The 22,577-nt window shown below is 54.9% G+C and carries 14 protein-coding genes; 13 read left to right on the top strand and 1 reads right to left on the bottom strand.

Features of this window, described 5'->3' with window-relative positions:
• Window positions 1–6 precede the first annotated feature (6 nt).
• Entirely contained in the window at window positions 7–885 is an 879-nt protein-coding gene (locus tag ACETK5_RS31960) for a hypothetical protein (RefSeq protein WP_100541606.1), read from the top strand.
• Between the two features lie 112 nt (window positions 886–997).
• On the opposite strand, the gene ACETK5_RS31955 is transcribed toward ACETK5_RS31960, so the two are convergent.
• The gene (locus tag ACETK5_RS31955; RefSeq protein WP_394059677.1) at window positions 998–3,058 is read right to left on the bottom strand and encodes a transglycosylase domain-containing protein; all 2,061 of its coding nucleotides are present in this window, start codon (window positions 3,056–3,058) and stop codon (window positions 998–1,000) included.
• A 332-nt stretch (window positions 3,059–3,390) separates the two neighbouring features.
• Here ACETK5_RS31955 and speE point away from each other — a divergent pair, with 332 nt between their 5' ends.
• The 12 genes from speE (at window position 3,391) to ACETK5_RS31895 (ending at window position 22,488) form a co-directional block, all read left to right on the top strand.
• Window positions 3,391–4,218: a polyamine aminopropyltransferase gene (gene speE / locus ACETK5_RS31950; protein WP_012818360.1), complete on the top strand. Its 828-nt coding sequence runs from the start codon at window positions 3,391–3,393 to the stop codon at window positions 4,216–4,218.
• A gap of 18 nt (window positions 4,219–4,236) precedes the next feature.
• The gene (gene speB / locus ACETK5_RS31945; RefSeq protein ID WP_100541604.1) at window positions 4,237–5,106 is read left to right on the top strand and encodes an agmatinase; all 870 of its coding nucleotides are present in this window, start codon (window positions 4,237–4,239) and stop codon (window positions 5,104–5,106) included.
• Window positions 5,107–6,233: 1,127 nt separating this feature from the next.
• The gene (locus ACETK5_RS31940; protein WP_394059676.1) at window positions 6,234–7,199 is read left to right on the top strand and encodes an ABC transporter permease; all 966 of its coding nucleotides are present in this window, start codon (window positions 6,234–6,236) and stop codon (window positions 7,197–7,199) included.
• Window positions 7,199–8,068: a carbohydrate ABC transporter permease gene (locus ACETK5_RS31935; RefSeq protein WP_009595532.1), complete on the top strand. Its 870-nt coding sequence runs from the start codon at window positions 7,199–7,201 to the stop codon at window positions 8,066–8,068. Before ACETK5_RS31940 ends, ACETK5_RS31935 begins: the two co-directional genes overlap by 1 nt.
• 84 nt (window positions 8,069–8,152) lie before the next feature.
• The gene (locus ACETK5_RS31930) at window positions 8,153–9,694 is read left to right on the top strand and encodes an extracellular solute-binding protein (protein ID WP_394059675.1); all 1,542 of its coding nucleotides are present in this window, start codon (window positions 8,153–8,155) and stop codon (window positions 9,692–9,694) included.
• Window positions 9,695–9,701: 7 nt separating this feature from the next.
• Window positions 9,702–11,003 (top strand): Gfo/Idh/MocA family protein, encoded by a 1,302-nt coding sequence (locus tag ACETK5_RS31925; protein ID WP_394059674.1) that lies wholly within the window; start codon window positions 9,702–9,704, stop codon window positions 11,001–11,003.
• On the top strand, window positions 10,984–13,179 hold the full coding sequence (locus ACETK5_RS31920) for a glycoside hydrolase family 88/105 protein (protein ID WP_394059673.1): 2,196 nt from the start codon (window positions 10,984–10,986) through the stop codon (window positions 13,177–13,179). Before ACETK5_RS31925 ends, ACETK5_RS31920 begins: the two co-directional genes overlap by 20 nt.
• Window positions 13,180–13,248: 69 nt before the next feature.
• Window positions 13,249–15,522, top strand: a complete 2,274-nt coding sequence (locus tag ACETK5_RS31915; RefSeq protein ID WP_394059672.1) for a helix-turn-helix domain-containing protein — start codon at window positions 13,249–13,251, stop codon at window positions 15,520–15,522.
• 22 nt (window positions 15,523–15,544) lie between these two features.
• Complete coding sequence (locus ACETK5_RS31910; RefSeq protein ID WP_394059671.1) at window positions 15,545–17,623, top strand: glycoside hydrolase family 65; 2,079 nt, start codon at window positions 15,545–15,547, stop codon at window positions 17,621–17,623.
• 43 nt (window positions 17,624–17,666) lie between these two features.
• Window positions 17,667–18,812, top strand: coding sequence for an oligogalacturonate lyase family protein (locus tag ACETK5_RS31905; protein WP_326115659.1), 1,146 nt, complete (start codon window positions 17,667–17,669; stop codon window positions 18,810–18,812).
• Between the two features lie 26 nt (window positions 18,813–18,838).
• Entirely contained in the window at window positions 18,839–19,984 is a 1,146-nt protein-coding gene (locus ACETK5_RS31900) for a glycoside hydrolase family 88/105 protein (RefSeq protein ID WP_394059670.1), read from the top strand.
• The gene (locus ACETK5_RS31895; RefSeq protein WP_394059669.1) at window positions 19,981–22,488 is read left to right on the top strand and encodes a glycosyl hydrolase family 95 catalytic domain-containing protein; all 2,508 of its coding nucleotides are present in this window, start codon (window positions 19,981–19,983) and stop codon (window positions 22,486–22,488) included. Before ACETK5_RS31900 ends, ACETK5_RS31895 begins: the two co-directional genes overlap by 4 nt.
• The last annotated feature ends 89 nt before the right edge of the window (window positions 22,489–22,577 follow it).

The raw sequence follows: 22,577 nt of genomic DNA, 5'->3' as shown, positions 1-22,577 counted from the left end.
GAGAGTATGACTTGTCCAATATGTCGATATGAAACGGGAGATGGGAAGTATTGCAAGAAATGCGGGGCAAGGCTGATTATCGAGGACTCACCCGTATTTGCCGCCATGAAAGAGCAAGCAGCAACGTCGGAGGTATACAGTGTCACTAGACGAAGTGCCAGCAGTAGAGGGGAGATACCTCATGCACGCCAGATTGAACCTGCTTTGCCGGTGTATACCCCGCCGGATATTCCCTTCTCAACGGCAGGCCGGCAGCATTCCGATGAAGATGAGGAACCCAATCCTTATTGGACCAGCTTAAAATTGTACGGACAGCTCTACGGGGATTATTTTCTGAAGGGACTAAGACATCCCTTTGGCGCAGCTGCCGGAACTGAGAGCAGCCAGTTCTTCAACGCGATCGTGTCCATGGTGCTCTATGTTGTTCTTTTTCCACTCGCGCTGTACGCAGCGCTTCATCATGAACTGCAAGGGCTGCCCGAGGGGGCGTTTGCAGATCTTGTCCTAAAGCCAATCGTTTGGACTGCGATTTTCTTATTCTTGCTGAACGTCTTTACTTTCGCTGCGGTCAAGCTGTCCTTCAACCCGGCTGCGAAGCTAAAAGAAGTGATGGCAAGATTCGGCGCTTTGCTGCCTTTATTCCTCGTGTTGTATATCGTCAGTTTTGTGTTCCTGTTCCTGAATGGGGATATATCGAAGGTTATCATCCTTTTGTCGTTCATCAGCACCGTGATGACCGTGCCGTTATTCGTCATGACCAGCTACAAGAGAAGAATGGTTGGTGGCCTGGATCCGCTGTATGCGATCCTGCTGGTTTACGTTGCACTGATGCTCGTGATCGTGACTCTTGGTAGTTCCATGATTGAATATATAACCGTTTTATAATGAAGCCATCTACATAACATATCGTGAAAAAAAGAAAAACAGCAGGCCCTCTTGCGGGGAAATCCCGTTAAAGGAGCTTGCTGTTTTTTTGATGTGACGGGTTCGATCCGAGTTACTCGACCCACCATCGTTTGAAATCCTTCCACCAGGAACGCTCTTCCTGTTTCTCGGCCGCATCTGCAGGGTCAGCCTTCTTCACGGGCTCGCCGTTTCCGTGTTCGTCACAATATTCCGTAGGCTCCGTACCCTTGACGAAGACCTCCAGAACTTTGCCAGGACAGTCGGCTCCCGCAAGCTTTCCGGTCTTGGGATCCACATAAGCACTGACGACTTCATCCGGGATCGGAAAAATCTTGGGCGGTACATTCTCCAGCGCTTTCTCCGTGTACTGCGCGAAAATCGGCGCTGCCCGCCGCCCGTCGACTTTGCTGATTTCCCGCCCTTTATCATATCCAACCCAGACCGCCGTCGACAGCTCCGGTGTATAGCCCACGAGCCAAGCGTCGGAGTCGGTGGTACCTGTCTTCCCGGCAACCGGTCGTTTCATCAGGGTAGAGACCCGGTTGCCCGTGCCGCCTGTCTCGAATACCCCCTCCATCATACGTGTCATCACGTAAGCGGCAGCAGGCTCGACTACTTGTTCCCCTGCGTCTTCCGGCGCTGTATACAAGCTGCGACCGGCGGCATCGGTGATACTCAGTACGGCGACAGGCAAGACCCGTTTACCGTTATTCGCCATAACGGCGTAAGCGGAGGCCATCTCCAGCGGACTGACGGGGGAGGTTCCCAGCGCCAGCGAGGGGACAGGCTCCAGCGGGCTTGTGATGCCCATCTTTTTCGCCATGTCGGCTACTTTATCCGCGCCGATCTTCATGATGGTATTCACGGCATAAATATTATCCGAAGCGGCGATGGCTTCCCGCATGGGAATTTCCCCTAAATATTTATCGCCGAAGTTGCTGGGCTGATACGTTTTGCGGTTGTTATCGTAATGAAACAGGGTGGGCTGGCTGTTGAACACGCTGGTGCTCGTCATTTCCTTGGATGCTATAGCCGTAAGGTACATAATCGGCTTAAACGAGGACCCGGGCTGCCTTGTTTTGGCTAACGCGTGGTTGTATTGATTCTCACGGTAGTTCTTTCCGCCAACCATGGCTTTGATGTGCCCGTTACGCGGGTCGATGGATACAAGCGCCGTCTCCAGCTCGCTCTTGCTGTCCATGCCCTCGGATACAGCCTCTTCGGCTGCTTTCTGGGCCCGAGGGTCCAGTGTCGTATAGATGTTTAAGCCACCCTGTTCGAGCTGCTGATCCGAAATGTTCAGCTGTTTAGTAACGAGGCTCCGGACATAGTCCCGGAAATAGGAGGCAATCACCTTATTCTCCTGCCGGTCCTGAGGAAGCAGGGCGAGCTTGGCCGAGGCGGCTTTATCGGCCTCGGCCTCGGTAATGAACCCGGTCTCCGCCATGGCATTCAGGACAATCTGCTGTCTTTTAAGCGCATTGTCCATATGATTGTAGGGCGAATAATACGTCGGGCCCTTTGGAATGCCGGCCAGCATCGCGCTTTCGGCCAAAGTCAGGTTTTTTGAAGACTTTCCGAAGTAGAGCAGGGACGCCGATTCGATACCGTAAGCTCCATGGCCGTAATAAATTTCGTTCAGGTACATTTCAAGTATTTGATCTTTCGTATATTTCATCTCAAGCTGGGCGGTGAATTTGGCCTCCTTGAGTTTGCGTGTCCATGTTTTTTCATGAGATAGGTATAAGTTTCGAGCAAGCTGCTGGGTTAATGTGCTTGCGCCTTGTTTGCGATCCATATGCTGCAGGTTGACCAATACGGCTCGGGCCATGCCCTTCATATCAAACCCCGGATGATCATAGAATTTCCGGTCCTCCACCGCCAAGGTGGCCTGGATCAGGAGGGGAGATATGTCGGTCAAGCTCACTTGCTCAGATGTATGTCCCGTGGTGGAGAAGGTGGCGATTAAATCGCCTTGGCTGTCGAGCAGACGGGAGTAGCGGGATGTTTCCGCGACGGGCAGTGGCGTTATAAATAAATAGGCGAGCAGAATGCCGCCGGCGATGATGGAAATGCATAAGAGTACGAACAGAAATGTAGCAAGCCGGACGAAACGACGTTTGCGCTTAGGTGATTTTTTTTGTCCCGGCATCAGTGGTTCTCCTTCCAGTCCTCTTTGTAGAATCGAGTCTTTCACGCTGCCAAAACGGAGATATGCTCAAATTCCCCTTGGCTGCCTTCTTTTTCTATATAGTATGGGGCTGCAGAAGGCAGGATATTCATCGGAAACGATGATGTTTTTGCTTCCATTCGTCTGTACCGGAAGTTTTGGTTGCAATTTGGGCTTGATTTAATATAATCTAATTTGTTTGGTACAATAGGAAAAGTGTGAAACTGTAAGCTAAAGGCATCTGCCCCGAATAAAGTTTTACGGCTTGGATCTGGACGGCTGAACATTATTCTAGCGGAAAGAAGGTAGTGACGATGGAATTATGGTACACAGAGAAGCAAACCCCGACTTTTGGCATTACGGCTAAAATCCGGGAGACTTTTGTACATGAGAAGACGGAGTTTCAACAACTGGATATGATCGATACTGAGGAATTCGGGCGCATGCTCGTTCTGGACGGTATGGTTATGACTACGATTAAGGATGAATTCGTCTATCATGAGATGGTCGCTCACCCCGCGCTGAACACGCATCCAAATCCGAAGAAGGTACTTGTTGTCGGCGGAGGAGACGGTGGCGTCATTCGCGAAGTGATCAAGCATCCGGGCGTAGAGAAAGCCGTACTCGTTGAAATTGATGGGAAAGTCATTGAATATTCGAAGCAGTATTTGCCTGAGATCGCCGGCAAGCTGGATGATCCGAAGGTCGAAGTGCTGGTTAACGATGGATATATGCACATCATTGAGCATAAGAACGAATACGACGTCATTATGGTAGACTCCACAGAGCCTGTGGGCCCGGCTGCTCCGTTGTTTGAGCGCGGATTCTACCAAGGGATCTACGAAGCGCTGAAGGAAGACGGTATTTTCGTGGCGCAAACGGACAACCCGTGGTTTAAAGCAGACCTGATTCAGCAGGTCAACAAAGACGTGAAGGAAATCTTCCCGATTGTCCGTGTGTATGGAGCGAACATTCCAACCTACCCAAGCGGTCTGTGGACCTTTACGATGGGCAGCAAAACGTATGATCCGCTTGAAGTGGACGAGTCCACGATTGATGAGATGGATACGAAATACTATTCGCCTCGCCTGCACAAAGCCGCATTCGTGCTGCCTAAATTTGTTGAAGACCTGGTGAAATAAGGAGGAGCGTATAAACTGATGAAACTGGATCAAGGTTATTCCGGCAACGTGTTTATTTTGAGCTCCGAGGATTATGAAGGGTCCAAGGCTGTCATTTACGGTATGCCGATGGATTTCACGGTTAGCTACCGTCCCGGCTCCCGTTTCGGTCCGGCTCGTATTCGCCAGGCGTCCGTTGGCTTGGAGGAGTACAGCCCGTACTTGGATAAAAGCATTGAAGACATGACGTATTTCGATGCAGGTGACCTGATGCTGCCTTTCGGCAATGCGGGCCGCAGTCTTGAAGTGATTGGCGATTATGTTGGCAAACTGCTGGATGACGGGAAATTCCCGATCGGACTTGGCGGCGAGCACCTCGTATCCTGGCCGATCATTCAGAAGGTGTACGAAAAGTACCCGGACCTCATTCTGATCCATATCGATGCCCATGCTGACCTGCGCGAGCATTATGAGGGAGAGCCGCTGTCCCACTCCACGCCGGTCCGCAAAGCAGCGGGCATTATGGGCGGCAAGAACATTTATCAGTTCGGTATCCGTTCCGGCTCCCGCGAGGAGTTCCAATATGGACGCGAGAACATTAATTTCTATCCGTTCGAAGTGGCGGCGCCTCTTAAGGAAGCCTTGCCTTCCATGGGCAACCGTCCGGTCTACGTGACCATCGACATCGATGTGCTTGACCCGTCTGCCGCACCGGGCACCGGTACTGCAGAAGCGGGCGGCATCACATCGAAGGAGCTGCTGGAAGCCGTGCACCTCATTGCGGGCTCCGACGTGAATGTGGTCGGCTGCGATCTCGTGGAAGTGGCGCCGATCTATGATCCGACCGAGCAGACCCAGATCGTAGCTGCGAAGCTGATTCGTGAGATGTTGTTGGGATTCGTAAAATAGTCCACCCACCCAAACCCTCCCTGCCAGGGAGGGCCCCAAGGGCGCTGCCCTCTGGACACCCGGAACTTTGGTGTTCGGAGTTGGTATGAGGATATGAGCGGGGCTGGTGCTTGTGCCCGGCCACCGCTCGGTCTCCCCTGCGGGGACGTCCTCGTGGCCTTTTGTGCGCCCATATATAGCCGAGGCTATTTGCCTCTCGGCCTTATGAAGAAAAAGCAAGCCGTCCCTACCTAAGCCCTTGGCTAACGGTGTCGGCTTGCTTTTTCGCGTGAGCGCGGCCCCCTCGGTCAGCTCCCCTGACGGGTTGCTCGCGGGCCGGCTCAAGTGCGTATCAGCCGAGGTTTCACCTCGGCCTTATGAAGAAAAAGCAAGCCTCCCCCACCTAAGCCCTTGGCTAACGGTGTCGGCTTGCTTTTTCGCGTGAGCGCGGCCCCCTCGGTCAGCTCCCCTGACGGGTTACTCGCGGGCCGGCTCAAGTGCGTATCAGCCGAGGTTTCACCTCTCGGCCTTATAAAGAAAAAGCAAGCCTCCCCCACCTAAGCCTTTGGCTAACGGTGTCGGCTTGCTTTTTCGCGTGAGCGCGGCCCCCTCGGTCAGCTCCCCTGGCGGGTTTGCTTGTGGGCCGGCGCTTAAGTGCGTGTAAGCCGAGGTTTCACCTCGGCCTTATGAAGAAAAAGCAAGCCTCCCCCACCTAAGCCTTCGGCTAACGGTGTCGGCTTGCTTTTTCGCGTCTCAGCTGCCAAGAAAAAAGGAAGCTTCCCTTGCCTAAGCCTGCGGCTATCGGGGAAAGCTTCCTTTTTTTACTGACGTAAATGGTGGGCGTAGATGCTACGGAAAAGGGGGGAAACCGGATATGTTTACCGGATAATCAGCCAACTTAACAATTATGAAACCCAACCCATCCTCCAGCCCATCAACAAATCCTTTATGCCACTCCTCAATTTGCTTGTCCACTCTTCTAATCTTAAGTTCTATTTCAAGTCCACGCATTGGTTCAAGGTACGCGTAGTTTGGGGAGAATCGGCGATCTGCTCATTGTGTGTCGGATTGATTGATTGTGCCGATAACCGGAAGCCGTTAATATTGGCGTTACATCGACCATATCGACGGAAGGAGGTACACATACGATGGCAGCCCAGTCACCCAATATAAAACGCGAGGATTTGATAACCGCCAGGCAACCAGGGACATCTTGCAACCGGTACATAACCAATATCCGCAAGCATTGGATGCTGTATGTCATGATTATTCCCGGAATTCTCTACTATATTGTGTTCAAATATGTGCCGCTGGCGGGCAGTGTCATCGCATTTCAGGACTATCAGATTTTCAAAGGCACCCTTGGCAGCCCATGGGTGGGCCTGGACAATTTCGGATTTATTTTTTCCTACCAGGATTTCTACAACGTGCTGCGCAATACGGCGGTCATCGCTTTCTATCAGCTTGTTTTTGGTTTTCCGGCCCCGATCGTGCTGGCTCTCCTATTCAATGAGATTCGCATCATGCTGGCAAAACGGGTCGTGCAAAGCATGTTCTATCTTCCGCACTTTTTATCGTGGGTTGTTGTCGGCGGGATCGTCTTCGAGCTGTTGTCCAACCAAGGGGTTGTGAATGCGGTTCGAGACTGGTTCGGCTACGAACCGATTCTGTTCATGCAGGAGGAGCGGTATTTCCGAGGGATTGTCGTGCTGTCCTCGATCTGGAAGGAAGTCGGCTGGGGAACGATTATTTATTTGGCTGCCATCGCCGGCATCAATCCGAATTTATATGAAGCAGCCGTCATGGATGGAGCGAGCCGGTGGAAACAAACGATTTATATTACGCTGCCCACGATGTTTCCGACGATTCTGGTGCTGTTCCTGCTGCAGATCGGTAATTTCCTGGAGCTCGGCTTTGATCAGATTTACAATTTGCTGACGCCGATGACGTATTCGGTAGGGGATATCATCGAGACGTACGTCTATCGTGCGGGTGTGCTTCAGGGACAATACAGCATGACAACAGCCATCGGGCTGTTCCAGTCCGTCATTGGGTTTATACTGCTGTGGATTTTTAACCGGTTGGCCAGAAAAACGGATCAGGGGTTGTGGTGATGAAAGCGACATTCGGAGAAAAAATGTTTCAGACGCTGAATTATGTGTTTCTGTTCGCTGCTGCGGTGACGATGCTGTTCCCGCTTCTTCAGCTGCTTGCCGTATCGCTCAGCTCCCCGGTAGCTGCCGATTCGAAGGAAGTATTCCTGCTGCCCGTGGAGTTTACGACCGCTTCTTGGGAGCACGTATTAAAAAATAAAGGCCTGTGGACATCATTCGGGATTACCGTATATATTACGATCGCCGGGACGCTGCTCAGCATGCTGTTTTCGGTCATGACGGCATACCCGCTTTCACGACGGGAATTTCTGATTCGCAAACAAGTCATGTTCGGCATTGTGCTCACGATGATTTTCAACGCGCCGATGATCCCGTTTTTTTTGACTGTTCGCGAGCTTGGCATGATGAACTCCTTGTGGGCGCTCATCATTCCCGGTCTCGTTGGCACATTCAACATGATCATTATCCGGACCTTTTTCATGGGCATTCCCAGTGAACTGGACGATTCAGCGCGAATCGACGGATGCAGCGAGTTCGGCATATTGTTCCGCATGTATTTGCCTTTATCCAAACCGGTGATGGCGACGGTCAGTCTGTTTTACGCGGTCGGATACTGGAACACCTTCTCCCGTGCCGTGCTGTTTATAAGGGATCCGGAGAAATGGCCGCTTCAAATGAAGCTGAGAGCGTACCTGCAGTCTCCTGAGGAGCTGGCTGCGGTCAATCTGTTTCTTGGGGATTACGATTTCAACACGACAACCTTGAAAGCGGCAACCATCCTGTTTGCCACCATCCCGATCATTCTGGTGTACCCGTATCTGCAAAAATATTTTGTCAAAGGATCCATGCTGGGTTCGTTAAAGGAATAAGGCAAAGAGAGGCAGGCGATATGAAATCGGCCTTGCAGCCGGTTTGATATAACAACCCATCCGAAAAAAGGGGAGGATTTACTTATGTCGAAATGGTTTTTCCAAAAAGGGGCATGGAAACCGGCGCTCACGGCGACACTTGCGGCAGTCATGCTGTTTGGCTGCGGCGGCAAGGGCGACAACGAATCGCAAGCGGGCCAGGGCGGGGAGGGAAATGAAGAACTTACACAAGTAAAGGTGTTCAAAAGCCACATGGGCGTCGGCACGATTCCGGGCGTGGATAATCCGCATGTCCAGTATGTGGCGGAGCGGACCGGTGTGGAATATCAGCTGGTGACGACCCCGCCGGGATCGGAGCCGACCGAATATCTCAATCTGATGATTGCATCCGACGACTTGCCCGATATTCTTCGGCCCATCGGCGGGATCGAGCAGACCCTTATTCGCCAGGGAGGAGCGCTGGCACTGGATGATTTGCTGCCCCAGTATGCCCCGAACGTCTGGAACAATATCCCGCAGGAGGCATGGGATGTCGTTCGATCCGCTTCGCCGGACGGCAAAATCTATTATGTGCCTAAAGTGTTCCTGGTGCCGGAAAGAGCGCCGCTGATCCGCCAGGATTGGCTTGACAAGGTGGGGATGTCCATGCCGAAGACAACGGAGGAATACAAGGAGGTGCTGCGCGCCTTCCTCAACGAAGACCCGAACGGGAACGGTCTGAAGGACGAACTGCCTACAACGGGCCGCGAATTCGGCAAATGGATGGACCATTTGTTCGCCATGTTCGGCGTCGCGATGTGGGAGGGGAATCCGGAATGGGACGTCTATGACGGAAAAATCCAGTATGCCGGCGTAACGGACAATATGAAGGCTGCCATTGCGTTTGCCCGTGAGTTATATGACGAGAAGCTGCTGGACAACGAGACGTTTCTGAACAAAGGCGATGTATGGACAGCTAAAATCAATAACAATCTGGTCGGCAGCTGGTACCACCTTCCCGCCAACCTGCGCGATCGGTTCACGGCCATGCAGCAAAAAGCACCGGATGCTTATATCGTTGGCATGCCGCTTCCAAAGGCCGATGGGTTTGAGGGCTTTGTCACGCAGAAGAGCATGGGCGAACCGGAGTGGATCATTCCGGCAAAGGCCCAGGATAAAGCCCCGGCCGCCTTGAAGCTGCTCGATTTCTTCTATGATCGGTCGAATGATGAATTTACCCGCTTTGGCATCGAAGGATTGCAGCATGAAGTTGTTGATGGCAAAAAAGTGCTGCTTCCGGCCGAGGACAGCCGTCCGTTGGCGCTCGGCATGCGCAACCTGACGACAAAGGAGGATATGGACATCCGGATTCAGGAGACGATCCCGGAAGACATGCAGCAGATGGTGAAGGATATATTTGAGGTGAGTACCGCGGACGCGAAGCGGATCGCCGGGGATGGACTTCCGAGTACCGTGTATGAAGGCTTCCCGGATATTCAGTCGCATAAGCTGTTTCAGGAATATGTAACCAAGATTGTTATCGGCGAATGGCCGCTGGAGAAGTTCGATGAATTCGTTGACCGCTGGCATAAGGCAGGGGGAGACGAAGTAACGAAGAGGGTGGAGGAATGGTACTCAAGGATGTGATCATACAGTGAAAAAGAAATATGCCATATGCGGTGTGAGCGGTCGTGCGCTCGGCATGTTCGCCAAACCGATTCTGACGACGCATGCACGGCGCTGCGACCTGGTTGCCATACTGGACTGCGATCCGGCCCGCTTCGAGCTGTACCGCTCCCGCTTCCCGGAGCATACGGCCGTCGGAACGTACGGTGAAGAGGAATTCGGGAAGATGATTGACGAGACTCGGCCGGATGTGGTCATCGTGGCGGGGCGCGACGATACGCATGCGCGTTATATTGTTGCCGCGCTTGAACGGGATCTGGATGTCATCACGGAAAAGCCGATGGTCACGACGGGTAAGGACGCTCGGCGCGTGTTGGATGCGGAGCGGGTGAGCAAAGGCTCGGTGACGGTCACGTTTAATTACCGCTATGCCCCGATTCACGCCAAAATCAAGGAAATGGTGTGGGAGGGCAAGCTCGGCCGGATTACATCCGTCGATCTCAACTGGTATTTGGACACGTATCACGGCTCCAGCTACTTCAAACGGTGGAACCGCCGGCGCGAGATGTCAGGAGGTCTCTCCATCCATAAGAGCACGCATCATTTCGACCTCGTGAACTGGTGGATCGGGCAAAAGCCGGTCGAAGCCTTCGCCTACGGGGCGCTCCATTATTACGGTGCCCAAGGGGAGCTGAATCCGGGCAAAGAAGACGGTCGCCATTGCGGAACCTGCCTCTCAGCCAGCCGCTGCGCCTATCATTCTCGCTGGAACGCACGTCATGTGCAGGACGATCATCTTGGCCAGCTGGATAGCGGGGGACAGCAATTTCCTTATACAGGCTACCGCCCGGACCGGTGTATTTTTGATGATGAGATCGATATTGAGGATACGTATGCGGCCACCGTCAAATACAGCGGAGGCGCACTGCTCAGTTATTCCGTCAACTTTTCGCTGCCATATGAAGGGTATCGCTTGGCGATCAACGGTACGAAAGGCCGGCTGGAGACGATCGAATATCATGCACCATCCCGAACCCCTTTTCCAACACCGATCCAGACGATCGACTACTTCCCGTTGTTCGGCTCCAAGGAAACCATCCATGTCGTCCATCGGGAAGGCGGCCATGGAGGAGGCGACCCGCTTCTGCTGAACGACCTGTTTCTCGGTGAGAACCGGGAAAGGCCGTTCCCGATTTTGTCCGGGGCTGTGGATGGCGCCTATTCCGTGGCAACGGGGGAAGCCGTGTGGCGTTCCGTGAAGGAACACCGTCCGGTGGCGATAGCGGATGTTCTGGGCGGGTGGAAGGAGAGTGAGCCTATTGAACGATAAAGGATACTTTGACCCGGCGGAAAGCCTGGCTTCCCAAACAGAGGGCAGTAACATCGAGCATGCGCTAACGGTCATTGCCCAGCGTTATATCGGTGAAAATCCGCCTCATGCCCCGGTTTACCGGGTGACGCGCAAGAGTCCGATCCGCAAGCGGGCCGACCACTGCTATCAACTCCCCATCGCGGATATGTTCCCCGAAATGACGGGGAGCCAGGTGGTTTACGCCTGGACGAAGCTGTGGGCTGCCGACCCGCAGAGCTTCCCCTTTCTGATGGAGTGGACGGGGCACGTTCGGCTTTACCATAACGGCCGGAAGCGGTTCGGTTCGGCGCCAGGGGAAGAAGCGACAGCAGGCGAATTGCCTCTGAAGCTTGGGATTCAGCTTACCAAGGGATGGAATCACTTCGTCCTGGAATTCCGCCGGAGCCCAAACGGCTGCGGAGCGGTATTTGGCACAAGCAACCGCAAGAACAAGCCGTTTCACTTTCTGGCTCCATCCATGGAGCGGGAGGGCGAGGAAGGATGGATTGTGACGGTGCCGCTGGACGGGGCGCTTGCCCGCATCCCCGATTCAATAGAAAGTGAATCATGGACGGGTGCACAGTGGCTGCCCGTGCCAGCAAAGCACGGTGGGGAAGCAGAGGGTGGCCCGATGTTGAGAATGTACGGGCGGAAGCCGGGGTATGCCGCTTACGCCTGGACTGCCGTGGTCAACCGGACCTTAACGGCCAAGAAGGTGACCTTGTCGGGAACCTCTTATGGTCCGGTTCGGTTTGAATGGAACGGCAGGGAGGTTTACACAAGTCGGGAGGCAGGCACATTCCGTATTGCCATCGATGTGCCTCCGGGCCGCGGGGAGCTTACCGCACGCAGCGAATGCATTCAAGAGGGCTGGGGATTCGAGGTCAGCGAAGCCTCGCCTGAAGGGATGCTGACCGCACCGCGCAGGGTGCACGGCCTGACCGGCGAGTGGCTTTATCTGGGTCCGATCCGTGCGGAAGCAGAACTTGAGCTGTCCGACTATTTCGGACTGGATACGGTTGCTGTTGACGGCGGACAGACGCTGTTCTGGACAGGAAGCGAACCGGGAGCCTGTGTGAGGCCGTTTTTGGAGAATGAGCTTTTCGGCCGCTGGAATTATCCGCTTGGTGTCACGCTGTACGGCTTGCTGGAGTCGGGTAGGCTGCTGAATCGCCCGGACATCCAGGAATATGTGCTCCGCCATGTCGAGTATGCAGCGGGGCATTACGAATATTCCTTATGGGACCGGGAGGAATTCGGTGCAGCAGGGCTGAACAATCAGCTGTCCGACATCGACAGTCTCGACGATTGCGGATCCTTCGGGGCGCTAGCCATTCTTGCAGACCGAATTCGATCCTTGAAAGGGGTGCGCAAGGCAGCGGACGACATCGCCCGGTACATCATGGATAAGCAATCACGTCTTGAGGATGGGGCGCTTTATCGCGAAGTCGGCGTTTCCCCGAGCATGCACCTTACGATGTGGTGCGACGATATGTACATGAGCGTACCGTTCCTGTGCCGATACGCCGAGCTGTCCGGCGATTCCCGCTATCTGGACGAGGCAGCACGCCAGCTTCTGCTGTATAAGTCCTACCTATACCTGCCCGACCTGCAGCTGATGTCGCATGTATACGATGTACGTCATGGTCAGCCTTCCCGGACGGTTTGGGGACGAGGCAACGGATGGGTGTTTTTCTCGCTGTCAGAGCTGCTTGCCGTGCTTCCGTTTGGCCATCCCGACTATGAGGAACTGCTGCTTTTTTATCGCGCGCTGGCGGAAGGGGACCTTCGTGTGCAGGGAGTAAACGGGTTATGGCACCAAGTGCTGACAGACCCTGAGTCCTATGAAGAAGCCTCGTGTACCGCAATGTTTATTTTCGGTATGGCGCGGGGGATTCGCCACGGCTGGCTGGAGGACCCGGATCCGTACTTGCAATCCGCCGCTGCGGGGTGGGAAGGTTTAACCAGCAGGGCCATCGACCGCCGGGGAAATGTGTATGGCGTGTGCAAGGGCAGCAGCTGGTCGACCTCGCATGCTTACTACAAGCACGATTTATCGTGGAACTTGAATGATACGCACGGAATCGGCATCGTGCTGTTGGCCGGAGTCGAGCTGCTCGGACTGATGCGGGCCAGCCCGATTGTAAACGCTTAAACTTGCGTGACGGCAGGAGCGGAACGTGAGCTATAATGGAACCATTCTGGTAGTAAAGCGGGGGTTGATATGTTCCTATCGATCGGCAAGTGGCTGAAATACACGCTGGCCCATACGCAAGCGCGGCTGGTGCTCATTTTGACCGTTTCCGTTTTTATGATCATTTTGGCCGTCAGCCTGACATCATATTACACCTCCAAATCGGTGCTTCAGGAAGAGCTCAGCGAGCCGCAGCACCAAATGCTGCAGATCAGTATGAAATATATCGACGATTTGATCCGGGAGAGCGACAAGATTGCGGTCCAAGTCGCGGTGAATGACTATATCTACGATTTTCTGACGAGCGAGAATCAGAACTCGGTGTCCAATATATCGACATTGTACCGACTGCTCTCAACCTGGATCGGCAATTCAAAATACATTAACAGCATATACGTATACGATGTCGAGCGGGGAAGCTTTATTTCGCTTCCGCAGGGATACAGCTCGAGCAAGCTCACATTTGTGGATTCCGAGTGGACCGGTATCGCTGATGAATTCGGAGACGACATGATGATGATCCGCAAAAGGCATGTCCCCGAGGGGGCGGGCAATAAAGGATCGGAGCTGACGCTGTTCCGCAAAATCATGATCCAGGGCCGATTAAGAGGCGTCGTGGCGGTCAATTTGCTGGATGCTGAACTGTTCGCAAAATTGAATCCGCCGGCGCTGTCCCAGTTGGACAGCATGCGGTACATCGTGGACCAGCATAATAACATTCTTTATTCGGTTTCGAATTCGGAATTCCAACCGGAAGCGGTGAGGCAGGCGCTGCACGAGCTGAAGGAAGACCACTTCGGCGATTTTTTCCATGAGGGACGGAAGCTGCTGGTCAATCAGATCGAATCGCCGCTGACCGGATGGAAATACGTATCCATCGTCTCCCAAGACAGTTTGCTTGCACAGTCCAAAAAGGTGCGAGACACGGTGCTGTATGTATCGGTGGCGGCCCTTGCGCTCGGCGTGCTGACCATTCTGTATGTAAACTCCGCGGCCTTCCGGCCGGTGCGCAGGCTTAAGCAGCTGTTCAGCGCCTACGACGGAAAGGCGACCAGCCCGGATCGCATCGATCTGGAAAAGCTGGCCGGCGAACTGCTCAGCAATCATGCGCATCTATCTCAGCTGATCCGCGAGACGATATCCGATGCGGCTTCCAAGTTTCTGTATGACATTCACTCGGGTCATATGAGCGGCAGACGTGAAATCCGCGAGAAGTGGAGACGGTATTTTGCGGAATGGACGGATGCGCCCGTCACGGTAGCGGTGCTGTCGATCGACCGCTATGATTCGTGGTCGCGCAGGTTTCCGGCCAGTGACCACTCGCTGCTGAAGTTTGCCCTGGCCAATATCATGGCAGAGCTGCATGAGCCCGAATGGAGGGTGGCCTGTGCCGATTTCGGAGCGGACCGGATGGCTATCCTGTTTCAACCGCGGAGCGGCGAAACTCGGCCTCCGCTGGCCGAGGCGATCGAAACGGTGTCCCGTTTGCTGAAATTCAGTGTGTCCGCCGGCGTGAGCATGCCGCAGAGTGAGGTTTGCCGGTTAAAGCAGTCCATGCTGGAAGCGGAGAACGCGTTAACCTACCGTTTATATAAAGGGTACGGTCAGCTCGTGCCGTTTCAGGATGTATCCAGTCACGAAGTGACGGATATGCAGCCGCAGGAAGATGGCGTACGAGAGTTGATGACTGCTGTGGAGACCGGTGAAGGGGAGCGGGCTATAGAGCTGCTTGGGCGTATTATTGGCGATATCCGCAGCCGTTACTGGTATCCTTCGGAGGGGCTTGCCTTGCTTCAGGCGCTGCTGGAACGTCTTAAAGGGATATGCCCAGAGGGCGAAGGTCCCGAGGGGGACCCGGCCGGTCGGCTGGGGACGCTGTACATTGAAGATATCGAGGCGGAGCTTTCCGGCCTGATTTCGGTCTTGGCCGACCGCTACCGCCGTTTAATCGGCAGCAAGGATTTCTTGATGTGCCAGCGGATGATCGAATTCATGGAGCAGCACCTCGGCGATCCGATCGGCATTCCGGAAATTGCAGAATCGACCGGCATCAGCAGCAGCTTGGCCAGCCAGCTGTTCAAGCAGGAGACAAACGAAACGATCTATAACTACTTAACCCGGCTGCGGATGGAGCGGGCTAGCGAGCTGCTGGTCAAAACCGACCGCAAAATATCCGATATCGCTCAAATGGTGGGCTACCAGCATGAAAACAGCTTCATTCGCAGCTTCCGCAAATTCAAGGATATCACCCCGGGCAAATACCGGGATATGATGAGAACCCGGATAGACGCCTTGTTTGAATGAAGGGGCCGGGAAGGGAGGAGCTATGGAGATGGAGAGAAAGCAGATTGTTTGGCGGCATAATCCTGAATTCGACAGGCTGGATCCACTTTCGCCACTGTCGGTAGGCAACGGGGAATTCGCGTTTACCGCCGATATTACCGGGCTGCAGACATTTCCTGAACAATATGAGGTGCCGCTTGGCACCCAGTCGAACTGGGGCTGGCATTTTACAGGGGGGCGCGGAAGGTTCTCCGCAAAGGATGCAGCGTTGCAGATGTTCGAGACCCACGGCCGGCAGGTCGGCTATCCGATGAAGCCGGGGGATAAGCCGGAAGCTTACCAATGGCTGCGGCAAAATCCCCACCGTCTTCAGCTAGGCCGGCTGTCGTTCCGATTTCTGGACGAAGCGGGAGAAGAGCTCGGTTACAGCGATGCAGGCCAATTCCGTCAAAAGCTCGATCTGTGGACGGGCATTCTATCGAGCAAGTTCGAAATTCGGGGCGTGCCGATTGAAGTGATGACGGCATGCCACCCCGAAGCCGATATTTTGGGCGTGCGGGTGATCTCGCCCCTTATCCGGGAAGGGAGGCTTCAGGTATTCATCCGCTTCCCCGCACCGGATATGACTCATTCGGCTTGGGCAAAATCGGTGTTTCCCGATTGGGAAAGCGATCATCGACATGATACCGTTCTCGTTCGGCAGGAGAAAGGAACGGCCTTGATGGAGCGGACGCTGGATGAGGAGCGTTATGCGGTTCGCTGGCATTGGAATATTGGCCGGTTGGAACAAACGGAAACACACGAATTTACGCTGTATCCCGGCGAGTCTTCGGATGAACCCCCGAATGAATCACGGGAGGAGCTGACGTTTTCCGTCGGCTTTGCGGCCGGGTCGCCCGGTGTGGCTGACTTTGAAGCTATCGTTTCGGCCAGCGCCCGGCATTGGGAATCGTTTTGGCAGAGCGGCGGTGCAGTCAGCTTCGCAGGCAGCTCCGATCCGCGAGCTTTTGAGCTGGAGCGCCGCGTCGTCTTGTCGCAATGGTTATGCGCCATTCACAGCGGGGGCTCGATGCCCCCCCAGGAGACCGGTCTTATGTACAACAGCTGGTTTGGCAAATCGCATTTGGAGATGCATTGGTGGCATGCCGCCCATTTCGCGCTGTGGGGCCGGGCCCCCATATTGCGGAGAAGCATGGACTGGTATAACGGTATACTGCCGGTCGCCCGCGAACTGGCGCTATCGCAGGGATACGAGGGAGCGCGCTGGCCGAAAATGGTCGGTTTCGACGGCATTCCGTGCCCCTCGCCGGTCGCTCCGGGCTTGATCTGGCAGCAGCCGCACCCGATCGCCATGGCGGAGCTGTGCTACAAGGCCGACCCGGCACAAGAAACGCTGCGCCGGTTCCGTGACATCGTCTTTGAATCGGCTGACTTTATGGTTTCCTATGCCCACTGGAATGAGTCTAAAGATGCCTTCGATCTCGGACCGCCGCTCATTCCGGCGCAAGAATGCCATCCGATGAACGCTAGCGCGAACCCGCCTTACGAGCTGGAGTATTGGAAATATGGCCTGGATATCGCTATAAAGTGGGCTGATCGATTGGGTGTCCAGCCGAATCCGCGCTGGGTTGAGGTGGCGAGTCATCTGGCAACGCCGCCCCGGCTGGACGGCGTTTACCTGGCGCATGAGTTGGCGCCGGATACGTTTACGGAGAAGAACCATGACCATCCGTCCATGCTCTGCGCATTAGGCGTGCTTCCCGGCAAGCTTGTCGACCGGGAAACCATGCGGCGTACATTGTGGAAGGTCAAGGACGATTGGAAATGGGAATCGGCCTGGGGATGGGATTTTCCCGTATGCGCCATGACCGCTGCTCGGCTCGGCGAGCAAGATCTGGCTGTCGATTTTCTGTTAATGGATGAAATGAAAAACACGTATTTGCCGAACGGGCATAACTATCAGCGACCAGGTCTGACCGCTTATTTGCCGGGTAACGGCGGACTGCTGACGGCGGTGGCCATGATGGCCTGCGGCTGGGAAGGAGAAGAGGATGTGTGCTGTCCGGGATTTCCGGCAAGCGGCTGGATGGTGCAGTGGGAGGGGCTGAAGCCGTGGCTTTAGATTCGGATTCGGCTTGTACAACTAGCGGACAGGAGGGCTGAATATGGCCAAGGGAACGGTGTGGAAGCCGGAACGTAAGCAGTATCGCGACCGATTGACCGGAGTCGAAGTGGTGCAGCTGACCGACTATAAGGCTCATAGTCATCATCTATATTTTACGGAGACCGGATGGTATGACGGCGGCAAGCGGCTGTTGTTCGTATCGGATAGGCAAAACAGTTCGAACTTGTACAGCATGGATGTCAACAGCGGTGAAATGCTCCAGCTGACGGATTACCCGGACAATGATGATGTGGATGCCTGTCTGTTACCGGATGGCCGGGCCGCCTTCGTCAAAACGGGTCGGAGCGTACGCCGCCTCGATCTGGCAACATTGGAGGAAGAGCTTGTCTACGAAGCCCCGGAGGGGTACAACATCGGCAACCTGAGCTGTCCTGCCGATGGTCGTTCGGTCGTCACCTGCATACAGGAGGATCTGTCCCATCGCATGCAGCTAGACCTCGGCAATGGCTATGTCGGCCATAGGGAGTTGATGGAGGCTGCTCCTCACAGCCGGATCGTGCGGATCGATTCGGAAGGGCAGACGCAGCCGGAAACCCTGTATGAAGCCCATCGCTTTATAACCCATATAAATGCATCACCCGTCGAACCATGGTTGATCACCTTTTGCCACGAAGGGCCGTGGCATTTGGTCGATCACCGGATATGGGGACTGGATCTTCGGAACGGAGAGGCCTGGAGAATTCGCCAGCGCCTTGAACCCGGAGAAAAGGTCGGCCATGAATTTTTTTATCCTGACGGCGTTACCATCGGTTACCATGGCTTCCGTACGGATGGAACCAATTTCTTCGGAAATATCCGGTATGACAATACGGCCATGGAAGAGACGGATTTCGGGTTTGATACGTGGCATGCGTATGCGGATGGCCTCGGTCAGGCCGTTGTCGACGGCAAAGGGTCGGTCAAAACGCTCTCCGTATGGCGTAAAGACGCCAAAGGAGTCTATCAAGGGCCGAGGATGCTGTGCGAGCTCCGATGCAGTTTTCATTCCCAGAAGGTGCATGCGCATCCGCGTTTTGATCCGGACGGTAAACGACTCTTGTTTACAAGCGATAAAAATGGTTATGGCAATCTGTATCTGGTCGACATGCCGGAAGATTTCGATTCGCTGCCGCTGCAATCGGTCTAAAGCGAAGGAGAGGGGAGGGGTCAACCGTGGCTGAAGCAACGGTCCTGGAACGAATACCGGTCCGGGTGGCAGAAACGATCTTGTCCGCTTGCGTGGACGGATACCATCCGAATATAGCCAACAAATGGGGCTACGTGGCCGGCATGGCTTTGAGTGCACTGGGCCGCCTGGCCGAATGGACGGGCGAGAAGCGCTTCAATGAAGCAGTCAAGCGCCATATGGACGTCTTCATACAAGAAGACGGGACGATAGCAGGCTATACACTGGAGGACTATAACCTCGATCACATCAATAAAGGCAAGAATCTGCTGCCCTTGTGGCGCACGACGGGAGAAGAGAAATACCGCAGGGCTGCCGAGCTGCTGGCATCTCAGCTGGTTGGACAGCCGCGGACAGACGAAGGCGGATTTTGGCATAAGAAAATCTATCCGTTTCAGATGTGGCTGGACGGCCTCTATATGTCGTCACCGTTTATGGCGGAGTACGCAGAAACGTTTGATGCGCCGGAATGGTTCGACGAAGCGGCCCGTCAGCTGCTGCTCATCGAGCGGCGCACGCGGAATCCGCAGACGGGCCTGCTGCATCATGCTTATGATGAGAGCCGGGATCAGCGCTGGTGTGACAAGGAAACGGGCCGCTCGCGCCATGTATGGGGGCGGGCTATGGGCTGGTATGCGATGGCCCTAGTGGACTCACTGGAGCATTTCCCCGTAAGGCATCCGCAGCGAGGCCAGCTGATGGGCATTTTCGAACGAACGGCCAATGCGCTCGTACGCGTCCAGGATCAAGACAGCGGGCTGTGGTATCAGGTGATGGACTGCAACGGACGGCAGGGCAATTATTTGGAGGCTTCGGGCTCCTGCATGTTGACCTATGCCTTGGCCAAAGGCATTCGGCTTCATTATTTGGCCGAGATCGACATCGGGGTGGTCGAACGTGCCTATGACGGCATCAAGAAACGTTTTCTCACCGTCGATGCCGAAGGACTGCACCTTCACGGCATATGCCACGGCGCCGGATTGGGCGGGCGGAAATACCGTGACGGATCGTACGAGTATTATTTGAGTGAAAAGGTAGTCAGTGACTCGCTCATGGGCGTCGCACCGCTCCTGCTGGCCAGCATCGAAATGGAGAGGCTGCAGGCGGGAGACGGGGGCGGGCATCGAGGATGAGTCAAGAGAACTTGTTGACCATGAGGTATCCCGCATCTTGGTGGCGTAATATGTGGCGTGAGGGGTTACCCTCAGGCAATGGAATGGTCGGGGCCTCGGTATTCGGGGGCGTGCAGGAAGAGACGGTGCTGCTGAATCATGAGGGGTTGTGGCATTGGGGTCGGAAGGATCCGCTGCCGGACGTGAGCATGACGCTTGCCGAAACGCGCAGGCTGATGGATGAAGGACACTATGCGGAGGGCAGCTGGAACTTGGCGAACGCTTTACGGGAGCGGGGATACGGGACGAGGCTGGCCTCCCGCTTCCCGCTCGCGGCGATTAAGCTGTTCATGCCCTGTACACGGGCGTTCCGCCATTACCGAAGAACCCTCAATATGGAGACCGGTGAGGTTTCGGTTGGCTGGACGGACGGTTCGATCCGATACGTAAGGCGGTTGTTCGTCTCCCGTGCAGATAGGGCCATCGTTTACGAGATTGGCTCCGAGGGATGTGCTAACCAAGAAATAAAACCAGAAGGCAGGAAAGGGATCGGTAAGCATATCGAGGTTCAAGCCGGGACGAGTCACTGTATTTCGGGAGAGATTGGACTGGCGCTCTACCCGAGCGACCGATTGGGGGATACGCCGGAATTCAAGGAACTGGCCGAATCCGTGGTCACTTCGGCGAAAGGGACATTTATCCGGTACGCCGGCCGCAATGATGACGGTACAGATTTCGGGGCCGTGCTGCGGCTTATTTGTGAAGGCGGAAGTTTACAGTCAACCAAGGAAGGAACGATGTTAAGTTTTGTTAAGGCCCGACGGGCGCTGGCACTGGTGAAAGTATTTATCCGTGGCAAGCGTGAACAGGAATGGGAGCAGCTTGAGCGTGAGCTCAGTGATTTCCCTGAAAATTGCGAATATGACCTGCTTCTCAAGCGCCACGCCGAGCTTCATGGTCCATTGTTCCATTCCGCATCCCTGGAGCTGAACGTGACCAGCGGGGACGTGCGTTCGAACGAGGAACTGCTGCTGGAGGCCTACGAGGGCGAGGCGCCCGATTCGCTTGTTCGTAAAATGTGGGCTTATGGAAGGTATTTGTTTATTAGCGGGACGGCGGCCGAATCGGGGCCGTTCGGACTATATGGCCTGTGGGGCGGAGACTACCGGCTTGTCTGGTGCCACCATATGGCGAATGAGAATATTCAAATGATGTATTGGCACGCGCATGTTGGAGGCTTGGGAGAACTAGTACCCCCTTTGTTCCGCTACTACGGGAGCCTAATGGACGATTTCCGCGGCAATGCCCGCAACTTGTATGGTTGTCGCGGAATCTACATCCCGGCTGGCACTACGCCAGGGATCGGAACGCCGAATCAAATCGTACCCGTCATTCTAAACTGGACGGGAGCGGCCGGGTGGCTGGCCCGGCATTATTATGAGCATTTTTTGTATACGGGCGATATCCGGTTTTTACGGGAGGAGGCGCTGCCGTTCATGCGTGAAGCTCTTCAATTCTACGAGGACTTCGCAGTCGTTGGTGAGGACGGCACCTACCGTCTGTATCCTTCGGTTTCGCCGGAGAACACGCCGCTCAATTTCATGCCGGAGGACGGAAGGCAGCTGGCTCACCCGATGCCGACAACCGTCAATGCCACGATGGATATTGCAATTATGAAAGAACTGCTTGCCCATCTGATCCAAGCGAATCGGCTAGTCGGAGGCCCAGGTTCGGAGGAAGAACGGTGGAAGCGAATGCTGGAACGCATTCCGCCTTACCGGACGAATAGGGACGGAGCCGTTGCGGAATGGCTGGATCCCGCGTTTGAGGACCGATACGATCACCGTCATCTCTCCCATATCTATCCCTTGTTCCCGGGTGATGAAGTGACTCGGGAATCAGCACCAGAGTTGTACGTCGCTTTTGAGAAGGCGGTGCGTCTGCGCCGACTCGGAGCCCAAAGCGGTTGGTCACTTGCCCATATGGCTTCCATATACGCGCGGCTGGGGGCAGGCGATCGTGCGCTGGAGTGTCTTGATACATTGGCGCAATCATGTCTGCTGCCGAATCTGTTTACCCTCCATAATGATTGGAGGGGGATGGGGATATGCATGGATATGCCGGCAGCGCCGATACAGCTCGATGCAAACATGGGATGGGTGAATGCCGTACAGGAGATGCTGCTGCAGGTGTCGCCGGATATGGTGAAACTCCTGCCAGGGTTGCCGGAGCGCTGGCGTAGTGGCCGACTCTCAGGCTGGAGATACCATACCGGTCGGATCACCGTGGAATGGGACCGGGATGCCGGTATGTTCCACGCCAAGCTTGAGGCTGAACGGGAGACGGACATCCTCGTTTCCCTGCCGCCTTGGGCAGGGGAATGTTCCATGTCCGGCCAGGGAGCCTCCGTCCAGCCATCAACGCTAGGGCCCCTTTTTCATGCGGTCCGTCTGCGCCCGGGGTCACAGCTGCTGATCGATTGCAGCCCGCAAGTCGAAGCAGACGTAAGCGGACCTCGAAACTGAAATTGGCCGAAGACCATTTCATTGCAAAAAAACACCTCAACCATGGGCATGAGCCGTTGGTTGAGGTGCTTCTGTTTTATATCTGGGCT

Origin of the sequence: Paenibacillus ilasis (assembly GCF_043195395.1) — a bacterium.
In the GTDB taxonomy this organism is placed as follows: domain Bacteria; phylum Bacillota; class Bacilli; order Paenibacillales; family Paenibacillaceae; genus Paenibacillus_AQ; species Paenibacillus_AQ lautus.
The sequence above is the reverse complement of the archived record's forward strand: the minus strand, read 5'-3'. Positions and strand labels throughout refer to the sequence as shown.